This is a genomic window from Levyella massiliensis (genome assembly GCF_000308275.2).
In the GTDB taxonomy this organism is placed as follows: Bacteria; Bacillota; Clostridia; order Tissierellales; family Peptoniphilaceae; genus Murdochiella; species Murdochiella massiliensis_A.
Genome location: NZ_HG529492.1, coordinates 21140 through 36570, shown reverse-complemented (window position 1 = coordinate 36570; position 15431 = coordinate 21140). Strand labels below are relative to the sequence as shown.

13 protein-coding genes are annotated in these 15431 nt (G+C 53.9%); 12 read left to right on the top strand and 1 reads right to left on the bottom strand.

The window, feature by feature from the left end; genetic code table 11:
* Window positions 1–111: 111 nt before the first annotated feature.
* The 10 genes from BN98_RS07210 to recR all read left to right on the top strand — a co-directional run bounded on the left by BN98_RS07210 (window position 112) and on the right by recR (window position 12253).
* On the top strand, window positions 112–330 hold the full coding sequence (locus BN98_RS07210; RefSeq protein WP_019189400.1) for a cation transporter: 219 nt from the start codon (window positions 112–114) through the stop codon (window positions 328–330).
* A 108-nt stretch (window positions 331–438) separates the two neighbouring features.
* Window positions 439–2454 carry a heavy metal translocating P-type ATPase gene (locus BN98_RS07205; protein WP_019189401.1) on the top strand — a complete coding sequence of 672 codons (2016 nt, stop codon included), beginning with the start codon at window positions 439–441 and terminating at the stop codon, window positions 2452–2454.
* Between the two features lie 62 nt (window positions 2455–2516).
* Window positions 2517–3470 (top strand): L-lactate dehydrogenase, encoded by a 954-nt coding sequence (locus BN98_RS07200; protein WP_019189402.1) that lies wholly within the window; start codon window positions 2517–2519, stop codon window positions 3468–3470.
* Window positions 3471–3731: 261 nt separating this feature from the next.
* On the top strand, window positions 3732–4556 hold the full coding sequence (locus tag BN98_RS08050; protein ID WP_019189404.1) for a hypothetical protein: 825 nt from the start codon (window positions 3732–3734) through the stop codon (window positions 4554–4556).
* A gap of 898 nt (window positions 4557–5454) precedes the next feature.
* A complete protein-coding gene (locus BN98_RS07185) occupies window positions 5455–6747 on the top strand; it encodes an MFS transporter (RefSeq protein WP_019189406.1) in 1293 nt (430 codons plus the stop codon).
* A 27-nt stretch (window positions 6748–6774) separates the two neighbouring features.
* The gene (locus BN98_RS07180; RefSeq protein ID WP_019189407.1) at window positions 6775–7641 is read left to right on the top strand and encodes a B12-binding domain-containing radical SAM protein; all 867 of its coding nucleotides are present in this window, start codon (window positions 6775–6777) and stop codon (window positions 7639–7641) included.
* Window positions 7642–7760: 119 nt separating this feature from the next.
* Window positions 7761–8582 (top strand): hypothetical protein, encoded by an 822-nt coding sequence (locus BN98_RS07175; RefSeq protein ID WP_019189408.1) that lies wholly within the window; start codon window positions 7761–7763, stop codon window positions 8580–8582.
* An 821-nt stretch (window positions 8583–9403) separates the two neighbouring features.
* Window positions 9404–11260 carry a DNA polymerase III subunit gamma/tau gene (gene dnaX / locus BN98_RS08500; protein ID WP_019189411.1) on the top strand — a complete coding sequence of 619 codons (1857 nt, stop codon included), beginning with the start codon at window positions 9404–9406 and terminating at the stop codon, window positions 11258–11260.
* A 26-nt stretch (window positions 11261–11286) separates the two neighbouring features.
* Window positions 11287–11622 carry a YbaB/EbfC family nucleoid-associated protein gene (locus tag BN98_RS07165; RefSeq protein ID WP_019189412.1) on the top strand — a complete coding sequence of 112 codons (336 nt, stop codon included), beginning with the start codon at window positions 11287–11289 and terminating at the stop codon, window positions 11620–11622.
* Between the two features lie 16 nt (window positions 11623–11638).
* Window positions 11639–12253 (top strand): recombination mediator RecR, encoded by a 615-nt coding sequence (recR, locus tag BN98_RS07160; protein WP_019189413.1) that lies wholly within the window; start codon window positions 11639–11641, stop codon window positions 12251–12253.
* 28 nt (window positions 12254–12281) lie between these two features.
* On the opposite strand, the gene BN98_RS07155 is transcribed toward recR, so the two are convergent.
* Complete coding sequence (locus tag BN98_RS07155; RefSeq protein WP_019189414.1) at window positions 12282–13037, bottom strand: gamma-glutamyl-gamma-aminobutyrate hydrolase family protein; 756 nt, start codon at window positions 13035–13037, stop codon at window positions 12282–12284.
* 69 nt (window positions 13038–13106) lie between these two features.
* Here BN98_RS07155 and alr point away from each other — a divergent pair, with 69 nt between their 5' ends.
* Window positions 13107–14339 (top strand): alanine racemase, encoded by a 1233-nt coding sequence (gene alr / locus BN98_RS07150; protein ID WP_019189415.1) that lies wholly within the window; start codon window positions 13107–13109, stop codon window positions 14337–14339.
* 113 nt (window positions 14340–14452) lie between these two features.
* Window positions 14453–15430 (top strand): DMT family transporter, encoded by a 978-nt coding sequence (locus tag BN98_RS07145; protein WP_019189416.1) that lies wholly within the window; start codon window positions 14453–14455, stop codon window positions 15428–15430.
* Window position 15431: the final 1 nt, after the last annotated feature.

Below are 15431 nucleotides of genomic sequence, written 5' to 3'. Positions count from 1 at the left end.
GAATGAGACTGAAACATTGACTTGTGTTTTCCTCCCTATTATAATTTTCGTAGATTGATTAAACAAGTGCTTAATTGTAAAAATGAGCTCGTAAAAACGAAGGAGGCTCTCATGAAAAAAACATACAACATTGAAGTGGATTGTGCGAACTGCGCGAATTTGATGGAAAGCGCAACGAAGGAAATCGCTGGCGTGGAAGATGCTGTAGTGAATTTCATGACGCAGAAAATGATCGTGAAATTTGCACCGGATGCCGAGCCGGAGTCGGTGATGCAAAACGTGCTCTCTGCTTGCCGGAAGGTAGAACCCGACTGCGACATTGCGCTCTAACGATACGAACCCGGTTGGCACGAAACGCTTGGAAGCAATGGGCTGTGGGAAACCGGAAATGAGCCGCTCCCCGCGGGGAGCGGTATTTTTATAGGGAAGGATAGTCGAATGGCACAAATCATCATCAGCGCTTTATTGGTCTTCGTACTCCTAGCGGCGATCGTTTTGTTGGTTACAGCGGGGCGACGGGAAGACGGCATGACCAAAAAGCAGAAAAAAAACGTAGTGCGCATTTTCATCAGCGCAGCCTTGCTGCTGGTTCTGGAGCAACTGACGGCGGAGAGTTTTACCTTTTTGGACCAACAGCTGTTTCCTTCGGCGGGGCGCGTCGTGCGCTTTGCGTTATATTTCTTGGATTACTGGATTATCGGGCATGACATTCTGGCCAAAGCGTGGCGCGGCATTCAAAATAAGCGCGTGTTTGACGAAAATTTTTTGATGGCCGTTGCTACCGTTGGTGCCATGACATTGGCGATTGTAGAAAATGGCGACTATTTGGAAGCCATTGCCGTCATGCTGTTTTATCAGATCGGCGAATGGTTCCAAAGCTACGCCGTGGGACGCAGTCGCAAAAATATCAGCAATTTAATGGATATCCGTCCAGACTATGCGCATGTGGAGAAGGATGGCGTTTTGGAAACCGTAGATCCGGATGACGTGGCTGTCGGCAGCATCATCGTCGTGCAGCCGGGCGAGAAAATTCCCATCGATGGCACCATTGTGGAAGGTAAGTCGAGTTTAAATACGGCAGCTCTCACGGGGGAAAGTCTGCCGCGTGATGTAGAGGAGGGCGATGCCGTAATCAGCGGTTGCATCAGCATGACCGGCGTGTTAAAGATTCGCACCTCGCGTGAATTCGGCGAATCCACCGTGTCCAAAATCCTGGATCTGGTGGAGAACGCGAGCTCTCGCAAATCCAAGTCGGAGGACTTCATCTCGCAATTTGCGCGAATCTATACGCCGGCCGTATGCTACAGTGCGTTGGCACTGGCTCTGTTGCCGCCATTGGTACGGATGTTCTTTATGGGGCTGGCACCGGCTTGGACGGTCTGGCTCTATCGCGCCCTCACTTTCTTGGTCATCAGTTGCCCTTGCGCACTCGTCATCAGCATTCCGCTGAGCTTCTTCGCCGGCATCGGCGGCGCCAGCAAGGAAGGCATTTTGGTCAAGGGCTCCAACTATTTGGAATTGCTCTCAAAAACCAAAATTGTCGTGATGGATAAAACCGGTACGCTCACGCAGGGCGTTTTTGAAGTCAATGCCCTGCATCACAATACCATGGAAAAAAGCAAACTCTTGGAACTGGCTGCGCTCGCGGAAAGCGCCTCCTCGCATCCCATCAGCAAAAGCCTTCTGCGTGCCTACGGTAAGCCCGTGGATCGCCAGCGCGTTGCGGAAATTCAAGAAATCAGCGGTAAAGGCATCATTGCAAAAGTAGATGGAATTTCCGTTGCCGCGGGTAACAGTAAGCTGATGGAAAGTTTAAACACGCCCTATCATCCCTGCCATATGACCGGCACCATTATTCATCTGGCGCTGGATGGCGACTATGCCGGGCACATCGTCATTTCCGATCGCGTGAAGCCACATGCGAAAGAGGCTGTGCAAGCGCTCAAGGCCGACGGCATCCAAAAGACAGTGATGCTCACTGGCGATACACAAAAGGTGGCCCAAGAAGTGGCGGCCGACCTTGGCGTGGACGCCGTTTATAGCGATCTGCTTCCGGCGGGGAAGGTGGAGAAGGTGGAAGAATTGCTGCGTGAAAAGCCGGCCAAGACGAAATTAGCTTTCGTTGGCGATGGCATTAACGATGCGCCGGTGCTCTCCATTGCGGATATTGGTATTGCCATGGGCGCCATGGGGTCCGATGCAGCTATTGAAGCCGCTGATGTTGTCTTGATGGACGACGATCCGTTGAAACTTTCCAAAGCAATTCGTATTGCGAAAAAGTGCCTGGGTATTGTTTATCAAAATATTGCTCTGGCGCTTGTCATCAAATTTGCCTGCTTGGGTCTCGGCGCCTTGGGCATTGCCAATATGTATCTTGCCATCTTTGCCGATGTTGGCGTCATGGTGATTGCTGTGCTCAATGCGATGCGCTGCCTGTGGGTGAAAAACTTATAACACCGTAGCGCCATCTTTGCTACGGTGGCGGAAGCGGCGATTCTTGCCGCAAAGGAGGTTATATGAGTGGAAAATTGGACAATCGCAAAGTAGCGATTATCGGTTGCGGTTTTGTGGGTTCTTCGTCAGCGTTTGCGCTGATGCAAAGCGGTCTGTTTTCAGAAATTGCACTCGTGGACGTAAACCACGAGAAAGCTGAAGGGGAGGCCCTGGATATCTCCCACGGCGTGCCTTTTGTCGGCCAAGTCAAGGTCTATGCCGCCGATTACGACGACATCATGGATGCCGCCATCGTTGTCGTTACCGCCGGCGCCGCCCAAAAGCCCGGTGAAACACGACTGGAGCTTGTCCATAAAAATATCAAAATCTTTGAAAGCATTCTTCCCGAATTTAAGAAGCGTGCCTACAAAGGCATCCTTCTCATCGTGTCCAATCCGGTGGATATTTTGACCTTGGCGGCGCTGAAATTCTCCGGCATGCCCGAACATCGCGTCATCGGCTCCGGCACCGTTCTGGACACCGCCCGCCTGAAGACCGCTCTCGGTGAACACCTCTCCGTTGACAGCCGCAGCGTTCATTCCTTCATCATTGGCGAACATGGCGACAGCGAAATCGTCGCTTGGTGCAGTACGAACATCTCCGGCATTCCCGTCAATCGCTTCTGTGAAATGCGCGGCTACTACGACCACCAAGAATCCATGGACCGCATTGCGGATGAAGTCCGCAACAGCGCCTATGAAATCATCGAAAAGAAGCACGCCACCTATTATGGCATAGCCATGTCCGTGGTGCGTATTTGCCGGGCGATCGTGATGAATGAACGATCCATTCTTCCCGTATCCTCCATCATGCACGGCGAATACGGGATCGATGGCATTGCTCTGAGTATGCCGGCCATCGTCGGTGAAGAGGGCTTTGAAGTGCACGTACCCATCGTGTTGAGTGAAGAGGAACAGAAGAAACTCGTTGCCTCCGCCGAAGCCCTGCGCAAAGTGGCTAAGGAAGCGGGTCTGTAAAAAGCACATCAATCGAAGCCGATCCGTTCGGACCGGCTTTTATAGATACAAGCGGAGAGCGGCCTTCGGGCCGCTCTTTTGTTGTTGAAAAGGAGACGGCCTCCGAGCTGCTCTTTAGTTGCGACAAAATCATACGAGCATGAGCCGAAATGCGACATATGGCCTCGAGAATGGAACGCACTGAGATTTCACCTTTGGAATAATAGATACGGAAGAGGGAATAACGATGCACCATTTTTATTCGAGAGGAAGGGGTCGCCTATGGAAACAGAAATGATGGAGATGCAGGAAATATTGAAAGCATGGCTGGAAAAGTACCAGAAGCTGTTACAAAAATTAAAGGTATCGCAACACAAGAGTCATGGCTATTTGGAAATTGATGATCGCTATCAACCGCCACAATATTATCATCATTGGTGGAATCAAGAGACGAATCAAGAGCATCGCAGATATCTGGGAAAAAATCAACTGGACTTTGCGCATCGCCTGGCACAGCAAACCTATGAGAAAAGAGTGAAAATCCTTTTGCGCAAGCGATTGAAACAATGGCAAGCGATCCATCAAGATTTTTGTGACAATGAAATTGATGCCATTTATGAACGCATGAAACCCTCGAGAAAGGCCCTAGTGAAGCCGATTGCATTGACGAGAACACAAAAATTACAACAATGGTTGGAACAACCTTATGAACCATTTCACTTTGCATCGGACGCCACCACGTTTCGTACCAAACATGGTGAAATGGTGCGCTCTAAAAGCGAAAAAATTTTAGCGGATTTATTTTACGACAAGAACATCGCTTATAAATATGAAGCGCCTTTATACATTGAATCACGCGTTTTTCATCCGGATTTCACCTTTTTTGACGCCTACCATGAAATCGAGCTGTACTGGGAGCATTTCGGGATGATGGGAGATGCCGCCTACCTGGAAAACGCCTTAAAAAAGATCCGCTACTACAATACGCATGGTATTATCATGGGCAAAAACCTGATCGTTACCTTCGAATCCGCCACATGCCCCTTGGACTTCGATGAAGCCGAGACCCTTGTCAATGTCCATTTACAGTATTCTTCTTTATGCTGATAAAAGGGGGGGGGCGATGCGCGAGGCGTGGACGGGCAATGGGCGAGGCACGGGCGAGGCGTGGGCCGGCAATGGGCGAGGCATGCGCGGCGCATGGGCTCCGCCTCGGCGATGCGCTATACCGTTGGTAACGGCAAAAACGGCATTACCTACGGTAGGCGTTGGGGCCTGATGCGCGGTTTTCTACCGTTGGTAATGGCAAAAACGGCAAAACCCACGGTACATCCGGCGGCCTGCTACGCCATTTTCTACCGTTGGTAATGGCAAAAACGGCAAAACCCACGGTAGGCGTTGGGGCCTGATGCGCAGTTTTCTACCGTTGGTAATGGCAAAAACGGCATTACCCACGGTACATCCGGCGGTCCAATGTGCGATTTTCTACCGTTGGTAACGGCAAAAACGGCAAAACCCACGGTACATCCGGCCGCCTACTACGCCATTTCCTACCGTTGGTAATGGCAAAAACGGCATTACCCACGGTACATCCGGCCGCCTACTACGCCATTTCCTACCGTTGGTAATGCCAAAAACGCCATTACCGACGGTACATATTGCTGTCGGCGCCGTTATGGTATACCGTGGGTAATCGTGAATTCCGATAAACCAACGGTATGTGAGGGGGGGGCATGCTTCCGGGAAGCATAAAAAGACGCACCAACCGGCAGCATCCAAATCGTGGCGTTTCAACCAGCCAGCAACAGAAGGAGTCGGCCTGACGGCCGACGATTGGTATAATAAGGAAACGGTTTGCGGCCTTGTCGGCCGAGCCATCGCTGCTCCGTCGCACAGCCCCGCCGCGCCGCACCGCCGCACAGCCTCGCCGCTCCGCCCCGTCGCCCCGCACCGCCGCCCCGCACCGCCGCGCCGCACCCCGGCATCGCTCGAAAGAGAGGTTTTCATGCTATCCTTGCTGCTGCCCATCATCTATTTGTCCTTTATCAGCCTTGGCTTGCCGGACGCCCTGCTTGGCGCCGCCTGGCCGACGCTTTATTTGTCGCTTGACGTACCACTGTCCTATGCCGGCATCATCTCCATGATCATCTCCGGCGGCACCATATTCTCCAGCCTGCAAAGCGACCGCCTCAATCGTCGCTACGGCACCGGGCGCATCACGTTCAGTAGCGTCTTACTCACGGCGGTTGCACTTTTGGGTTTTTCCTTCTCGCGGTCATTTTTAGCACTCTGCCTGTGGGCACTTCCCTACGGTCTCGGTGCGGGCAGCGTGGACGCGGCGCTCAACAATTATGTGGCATTGCATTATAAAAGTCAGCACATGAACTGGCTGCATTGCATGTGGGGTATCGGCGCGGCACTAGGTCCCATGCTGATGGGAATGTGCCTTACGCACGGACTGGGCTGGCCCGCCGGCTATCGCTTGGTTGCGGGAGTGCAATTTGCCCTCACGGCAATCTTGTTTTTCCGTTTGCCCTTATGGAAAAAGGCAGCAATGGAGGAGACGGCGGCTGCGTCAGCCGAGCACGTCGCAACCGCAGACGCCGCCTTGGCCACCGAGCGCGCCATAACCGCAGCCACCTCGGCCACCGAGCACGCCCCCTCCACCGTCACGCCGGCCCCACTATCGCTAAAACAAATTTTCGCACTGCCCGGCGCCAAAGAAATCTTCCTCTGCTTTTTCTGCTACAGCGCCCTTGAAGCCACCATCGGCCTCTGGGCCTCGAGCTATTTGTCCCTTTTTGCCGGCATGGACGCCAAAACCGCTGCCGGCCGCGCGGCGCTGTTTTACGTCGGCATCACCGGCGGCCGCGCGCTTTCCGGCTTTTTGGCTCAAAAATGGGATGACGACCGCATGATTCGTTTGGGCCAGGGCATTGTGGCCATGGGCCTATTCTGCCTTTTTGTAGCGATGCTTTGCGGCACCTGCAGCGGCGGCTCTTCGCCTTTCTTGCTTCTGCTGACCCAATTCGGCTTCTTACTGCTGGGACTCGGCTGCGCGCCCATCTATCCCGGCATCATCCATTCCACGCCCGCCCGCTTTGGCGCCGCCCGCTCGCAAGCAATGATCGGCGTGCAGATGGCCAGCGCCTACGTCGGCTCCTGCTTTTTGCCCCCCTTATTCGGCGTTCTCGCACGTTGCTATTCCGTAGCGCTTTTGCCCTTTTATGCCCTGCTTTTGTTGGGTATTATGTTCACTATGCATCAGCTGTTGCTGCAACGCTCTACGAAAGACTGAAAAAGCATCGCCAGAAAGGAGAATTTCATGCAATATATCGGAGATGTGTATCGACCGCCTTCCGAGGCCTCATCGTTTATTTTGCAATGCACCGTGGGCTGTGCCCACAATACGTGCCGTTTTTGCTCGATGTATAAAGAGAAGAATTTTTTCATGCGTCCCCAGGCCGACATTTTGGCTGACATCGATGCCGTAGGCGCCGCCTATCCGGGGGTGCGTCGTGTCTTCCTTGCCGATGGCGATGCTCTGGTCATGCCGACGGATCGCCTGTTGGAAATCATGGAACGCGCCCATCAGAACTTTCCTGTCCTAGAGCGCCTCAGCGCCTATGCCACCGTCGATGATATTTTGCGTAAGAGCGATGCCGACCTGCAAGCCCTGCGCGCGGCCGGTCTTTCACTACTCTATATCGGCCTCGAAAGCGGCTCCGATGAGATTCTGCGTCGCATCGATAAGCACCAAACGCAGGACGAATACGTGGCGGCTGTGCTCAAAGCCAAACGCAACGGCCTCGCCTCGTCCGTCACGCTGATTTTCGGCCTCGGCGAACAAGCCGACAGCGACCTTCACATTCGCGAGAGCGCTCGTGCGATCACGCGCTCCAAGCCCGCCTACGTTTCCTTTTTGAGCTTGCATCTCAGCCCCGGCGCGCCCCTCTATGACGACGTCAAAGCCGGCCGCTTCAACCTTCTCTCCGACGAAGAAATCCTCAACGAAATGCAGCATTTTATCGAACAGGTAGATAGCGATGGCACCGTCTTCCGTTCCAATCACGCCTCAAACCCCGTTCCCGTTGCCGGCACCTTCAACCGCGATCGCGCCGACATGCTCCGCCAGATCGACGAAGCCCGCGCCGCCCAGTGGTATCGCCCGCGCGCTTGGCGGGAACTGTAAGACACCTTTCCTCCCGAAAAGCCCCGCATATTGGGACGCCATGAGACATTAAATTTGAAATAATGGAGCCAGATGTTGAAGCGTTGCATTAGCGATGCCATGAGAGGGAGGGACTGGCGATGTTTGACGAATGGGAGCAATTGGTACACACGCTGCAGGAGGTGGCCCAAAAATACGAACGATGCATCAACGTTCTTAACGACACACAGACGATGCAAGGCTATTTGGAAATTGACGATCGCCATGGAAGACCACAGTATTATCATCGTGGTGCCGAGGCAGGTAAGGCCCGAGAAAGCAGAATTTATTTAGACCAATCCAATATCGATCGGATTAAACAATTAGCGCAGCAATCCTACAACAAGAAAATGTTGAAACTCTTGACCTTTCGCATGACGAAGATAAAAAGATTCTTACATGGCACCAGCGATCAAAGCATTGATGCTATTTATGAAAACTTAAAGCCGTCGCGAAAACTATTGGCAACCCCCTTAGCACCGACGCAAAATCAAAAGCTGGACCAGTGGCTCCAGCTCACCCCTGAGCCCCTGGATTACCACGCAGAAAACAAGATATTTCCCACAAAGCACGGCGAAAGGGTGCGCTCCAAAAGCGAGAAAATCCTAGCAGATATTTTTCACGACCACCACATTGCTTACAAATACGAGTGCCCGCTACACCTAGACAATCAGACCTTCTATCCTGACTTTACTTTTTATGATGCCACCAACGACATGGAAATCTATTGGGAACATTGCGGCATGATGGATGACCCCACCTATAGCGATGCGACTCTCAAAAAGCTAACCTATTATCAAAAAAACGGCTTGGTCCTCGGACAAAATTTAATTGTCACTTTTGAATCCGGCACCTTTCCCTTGAGCTTTGAACTTGTCGATGCCTACCTACAGCGCTATTTAAGCACTGCCTATCGATATTGAGAAGAATGCGATGGGCATGAGGGTCGTGCGCGACCGTGCCTTTTACAAAAAAGTGGCAAAGGCACGGTCAGAAAGTGCGGCTAGGTGGGTTGAGCGACCGTGCCTTTTGCAAAAAAGCGGCAAAGGCACGGTCAGAAAGTGCGCTTAGGTGGGTTGAGCGGCCGTGCCTTTCGCAAAAAACGGGCAAAGGCACGGTCAGAAAGTGGGGGTGAGGGTCGTGAGCGACCGTGCCTTTTACAAAAAAGTGGCAAAGGCACGGTCAAAATTGTGAGGCAGAGGGCGTGCGCGACCGTGCCTTTCGCAAAAAAACGGCAAAGGCACGGTCGGAAAGTGCGCCCAGACGGGTTGCGCGACCGTGCCTTTTACAGAAAAGAGCCAAAGGCACGGTCGAAAAGTGGGGGCGAGGGTCGTGAGCGACCGTGCCTTTTACAAAAAAAGAGCCAAAGGCACGGTCGAAAAGGTGCCGGCCCGTTGGCAGGAATCTTTATATAAGGAAGCCGCCTTCGGCGGCAGTTTATAAATTAGGAAGGCGGCCCGTCGGGCCGCCCTCCGTCTGATATCTAAAGCCGCCCGCGGCAGACGGGCATCCTCCGCGCGCCGCCAGCCCACGCCCCGCAGCACACCGCACCTCCGCGCGCCGCAGGCCCTGCACACCCGCGCCCCGCGCGCCGCCGGCGTCCCCATCCGCGCACCGTCCGTACCGCCGGACCCGCGAACCACGGCACCGCACAACGCTCATCCCCTGCACGCCACAGAACCGCACCCCACCCTTCGCACCCCACCTCGTTCATCGCTATGGTAAAATAAGACGGGAGGTTGCCATGCAAAAAGCTCTATATCGCGCCTATCGGCCACAGACCTTTGATGAGGTGGTCGGGCAGGATGCCATTGTGACGGCGCTGAAAAATCAGATCATGACGGGACAGATCGGGCATGCGTACTTGTTCGCGGGGACGCGGGGCACGGGGAAAACGTCGTGTGCGAAGATTTTCGCACGGGCGGTGAACTGTCTGGATTCGCATGACGGCAATCCTTGCAATGCTTGTGCGCATTGCCGGGCGATTTTGGACGAGACGACGATGGATGTCGTGGAGATGGATGCCGCATCCAATCGTGGCATCGATGATATTCGTGAATTGCGCGAGACCGTGATTTATCCGCCGGCGCAAGTGCGTTACAAGGTGTACATCATCGATGAAGCGCACATGATTACGAAAGAAGCGTTTAATGCGCTTTTAAAAATTATGGAAGAGCCGCCGTCGCATCTAATTTTTATTTTGGCAACGACGGAGCCGGAGCGGATTCCGGCGACGATTTTGTCACGTGTACAGCGGTATGAGTTTAAACGCATTGAGCCGGAAGTGATTGCGAAGCGCTTGGCGATGGTGGCCGAGGAGCAACAGCTTAGGATTACACCGGAAGCCTTGCAAGCCTTGGCATTGGCGGCCAATGGTGCGCTGCGCGATGCTCTTTCCTTGCTGGATCAGGTCATGGCGATGGGCGAGACGACGATCACGGAAGAGGTGGTGGATCGCGTGCTGGGTACGGCGGGCTGGGTTTCCCTCGAGGAACTCACACGCGATGTGCTTGCGGATCGCTTGACTGCGGCGATGGCCTATGCGCATCATTTGCTTGAGGAAGGTAAGGAAGCAGGTACGCTCATCAGCGAATGGATGCAGTATTTTCAGCAATTGCTGCTCGTCAAAGGCGGTGGCGCATCGCTGGCATTACCGATGGCGAAAGCCGAGCGTGAAGCGATGGAAGCGATGGTGGCCAACGTTGCGCTATCGCGGCTTTTGGATTCCATCGATGTATTGGTCGAAACGGATGTCTTGTTGCGCAAATCGGACGCGGCGGAGACGCTCTTCTTAGCCACGGTGGCTCGTTTGGTGGATTACACCTCGCCGAAGCGACTGGAAAGTCGACTGGCGGCGGTGGAAGCCAAACTGCAGATGGTGGAGCGATGGCAATCGCCGGAAAAAGCAGTGCAAGAAGCGGTTGACAAAAAGTGGCTTGCCGCGGGACCGCCGGCAGTCATAGCGACTCCCGCTCCCGCGCCGCAGTCAGCTCCCGCACCACAGTCGGAGCACGCGCCAACCGCAGCACCAAAGCCGCAGCCGACTCCAACTCCCGCACCGCAGTCAGCTTCGACACCGCAGCCAGCGCCCGCTCCCGCGACGCCGTCGTCGGGCAGCGCTTCTGCGATCGACCCGCTTGCATGGTATCGTGATCATGCATCGGAATGGCGTAAATTTGTCGTCGGTAAAAAGATTGTGGCGCCGTTTTTCTTGGATCGATTTGATAAAATAGAGGTGTCGCGTTCGGAAGTGTTTGTAACCTTTGCGCCGGAAAACGCCATGCAGGAAGGCGTCCTGAAGGGCAAGGAAAAGGAGCTGTCCGAAGCGCTGTCAGAATTCACCGGGAAGCCGTGGAAAGTACACATCGGTGAAGTGGCGCACACTACGCCGAATTCCGCAGCGCCTGCAAAAGTAGCGCCACCGGCGACAGCAGCGCCATCGCCGGAAAAAGTGCCGGAAAAAGCGCAGACCAAAGTGCCGGAAAAAGCCACGGAGACGGTGGTGCAACCATCGCCGGCGCAAGAAAAAGCACAAACGGAAGACTGGACTTGGCAAGAATTACAGCGCGTGATTCCGCCTGAACTGTTAGAGAAAAAATAAGGTCGTATTTGATCGAGGAGGAGAAGATGAAGGGTTTCAAAGGGCCGTACGGCGGCAACAACATGGGCAATATGATGAAGAAGATGCAGCGTCTGCAAAAACAAATGGAGGAGACGCAGCAAAAAATCGATGCGACAGAGATTGAAGCCAGTGCCGGTGGCGGCATGGTGAAAGTCAAAATGAACGGCAAGCATGAATTGCTGGAATTGGTATTGGATCCGGAAGTGGTAGATCCGGAAGATACGGAAATGCTGTCGGATTTGATCATGGTTGCGGTGAATGATGCGATTCATCAGGCATCGGCGTTGAACGAATCGGAGATGGGACGTCTGACGGGCGGCATAAATATTCCGGGACTCTAAGCGAAGGGAGAATAGCATGAACGAATTTCCGGCATCGGTGGAGGTGCTGATCGAGAAATATCGGCAGCAGCCCACCATCGGAAAAAAGACGGCACAGCGTCTGGCGTTGCATGCGCTAAAGGATCCTGCCGCGACGCGCGCCTTTGCGCGAGCCCTTTGGGATGTCACAGAAAAAGTGCATCGCTGCCGGATTTGCGGCAATATTACCGAACAGGAAATCTGTCCCATTTGTGCTTCCGTGAAACGGGATCATTCCGTGATCACTGTGGTCGAAGAGGTGACGAATCTCTTGGCCATTGAGCGAGGGGCGAGTTACTTTGGCACGTATCATGTGCTTAACGGGTTGCTTTCGCCCATGGATCAGCGTGGACCGGAGGAAATCGGGGTGTCGCGGCTGCTCAAGCGTGTGAAAGATTCGTTGGCGACGGATACCCCGGTGAAAGAAGTGATTTTGGCGCTTTCGCCCACCGTAGAAGGGGAAACGACGATGCTTTTCCTGGCAGATCAGCTGGAAGCCTTTCCGGTGTGCGTATCCCGCATTGCCAGCGGCATTCCGGTGGGCGGATCGCTGGAATATTATGATGAACTGACGCTCGCACGAGCGATGCAGGATCGCCGTTCGATGAACTGAAGCGCCGAAAGATGGCCGATGGCCGACCTTAGCGATTCTTTTTCTCTTGTGCGCAGCGCACCAGCCAGGCAAAGAGTGCCTGTTGTTTCTCATTAGCGGGAGCCATCATTTCCGGGTGCCATTGAACCGCCAGAAAGTCGGGCTTACCGGGGCACTCCAGTGCTTCGATCACGCCGTCGGCGGCACGCGCCGTGACGCATAACGAAGGCGCTACATCTTTGACCGCTTGGTGATGGAAGGAATTGACATACGGCGCTTGGGGAAACAGCCGAGACAGCAATGAATGCGGCGCAATTTCCAGCGAATGCACCCCATAAAAGCGCGGAACCATTTCATTGCTGTGATAGAGGGACTCTGGCTTCTGCGAAGGCAGATCCTGATAGAGGGTACCGCCGAGGGCAACATTTAACAGTTGCATGCCGCGACAAACGCCTAAGATCGGCAGATCGTGTTTTACCGCCAGTTTAGCCAGAGCCACTTCATGGTTATCCTGTTCAGGCACCACCGGGCCGCATTCTTTGCGTGTGGTTTCACGATAAAGCAGCGTATAAATGTCGGCACCGCCACAAAAAATAATGCCGTCGAGCATGGCCAGCTGCTCTTCCCGCTCCACCTCTGTGCGGACGGTCGGAAGCAGGACCGGTACGGCGTCAGCGGCTAAGAGATTTTGGACAAAATCGTCAGTACAGACGTGGTAGCTTTGCCCGGGCACGCCCATATGAAGCAGGCTGCCGAGCGAATCGTTGTGGGTGTAAGTGGTGCTGAGACCGATTACGGGTTTCATAGCAGGCTCCTTTTCTTATTTTTTCTATTGTAGCCTGTCAAGGAATGAAGTCGCAAGGGGGGAGAAAGGATGAAGTCACAAGCAATCCTAGAGGTCAATTGTCACCTGGTGCGCGCCAATTTGGAAGCCATGCGCAAGGGCCGCCATGCGATGCGCCTTTGGGGCGTGGTGAAGGCCAACGCCTACGGACTGGGCGCAGTACCGGTGGCACGTGCGATTCACGATCTGGTGGAAGGCTTTTGTGTGGCGACGGTCTCGGAAGCGATGCTATTGCGCGAAGCCATTCCGGATAAGCCGATTTTACTATTCGGCTATGTAGCACCCGAAGACGTAGCCGAAATGATTCGTCGCCAGATTGAACCGGCGCTTTCCACGGTAGAGGATGCCATGCGCTGGAATGCCGCGGCAAAAAAGCTGGGGGTGCGCCATCCCGTTCATATTGCGGTAGATACCGGGCATCGCCGGGTGGGATTCATCGCGGAGCAAGACGCTGCCGCACGCGATATTGCTGTCGTTGCTAAACTTCCATTCCTTACTATCGAAGGCATGTTCTCGCATTTGGCTACGGCAGATGAAGCGCCGTTTCCGAATGCCTTTGCAGAGGAGCAACTCTCCCGTTTCCGTACGCTGGCGCAAAAGCTTGAGGCGGCAGGTGTTACCATTCCGCTGCGCCACATTGCGAACGATGCGGGCTTGCTCTTTTTGCCCGAAGCCGATCTCTTCGAGGGCGCGCGTTTGGGGATTTGTCTCTACGGCGCGTATCCGTCGGCAGAGTGTGAAGCGGCCACTACAGTTTCATTGCAGATCCCGTATCGATGGACTGCACCGATTTCGCGTGTCAAATGGATGGAGGCAGGGGAAACCGTGGGCTATGGTCGTACCTGGCGCAGCCGGCGTAAGACCAAAGTGGCAACGGTACAGCTGGGTTATGCAGATGGCTATGTGCGATTGCTGTCCGGCCGCACTGCACTATCGGTGAAGGGTACGCTGTGTCGAGTTATCGGGCGCATTTGCATGGACCAGCTGATGGTGGATGTGACGGATGCACCGCCCGTGGAGGTGGGAGATCGCGTGCTCGTCATGGGTGCGGCGGATTGGAACCAAGCCGATTCCAAAGCCCTGCATGCCGAAACAGAAGCCGCCTTCCAAGCGCTTTTTAGCGATGCTCAAGCGGAAGTTTTTCCGGCACCGCAGGTACCGCGGGGCATTGCCGTCGACTGTTTAGCAGATCGTGCTGAGACGATTTCGTATGAAATTTTGAGCGGTATTGCTTCTCGTGTGCCGCGCTTTTATGAAAGCTAAACATTGACAAGCCATACGGTACGGGCGCATAAATACGTTATACGCTCAAAAATACGTTACAATGGATAGCGGGTGAAATGGCGGAAGGAGCAAACCAAAGAAAGGGCCGAACGATGAAAAAAATAATCTCGCCAAAAGCAGAATTTATCGCATCGATGCTGATTTTCAGCACGCTGGGATTTTTTCGACACGGGGTGTTATTTTCTTCTTCGCTGTTGGTGTTTTTCCGTGCACTTATCGGCAGCGCGTTCTTAGCCTTGCTTTTTGCCCTGGGACGCAGCCATTTTGCCTGGGAGGCTGTTAAAAAACATAAAAAACGGCTCGCCATTGCCGGCGCCATTACGGCACTGGACTGGATTCTCCTCTTTGAAGCCTACAAATATACCACCGTGGCCATAGCGACGATGTGCTATTGCATGTCTTCTTTGATTTTCCTGTTGGCTTCGCCTTTCCTTTTTGGCGAAAAGATCACGCGGCGTCGCGGCATTGCTGCCGCCTGCGCAGTGTTTGGTATGACGTTTGTCTCAGGCATGATTTCGGGAAAGCTAACGGGTGGCTTCGGGATTTTCTTAGCCCTGATGGGGGCGTGTTGCTATGCGGCCGTCATGGCCCTGGGCAAGGATCTTTCCGATATCGATGGCATGAGTCTCGCCTGTGTGGAGATGGGCATTGCCTCCTTGGCGGTTTTGCCCTATGTCCTTTTTACGGAGGATTTCAGCGCGATTCAGATAGATCTGCGCTCTATCGTGTATACTGTTATCTTGGGCGTGGCGCATACGGGCATTGCCTATTCATTGTGGTTTAGTGCCCTGCAGCATCTTGCGGCACAAAGCATTTCCCTGTTGAGTTATATCGATCCGGTCTCTTCGGTGTTTGTTTCGGCCATTCTTCTGAGTGAACCGCTCACACCGATCACCGCGATAGGCTGTGTGATCGTCATCGGCTCTATGGTTTATGGGGAGCTTGGCGATGGCAAAGCCAAACAAACGCCGGCGTCTGCATCGCTGTCCCAAGGCGGAACGACAGCGGCAACGGTTCGAAAATCCGTCGGCGTAAACTCTTTACAACCGTCAAACGAATGGAGGAAGTAAT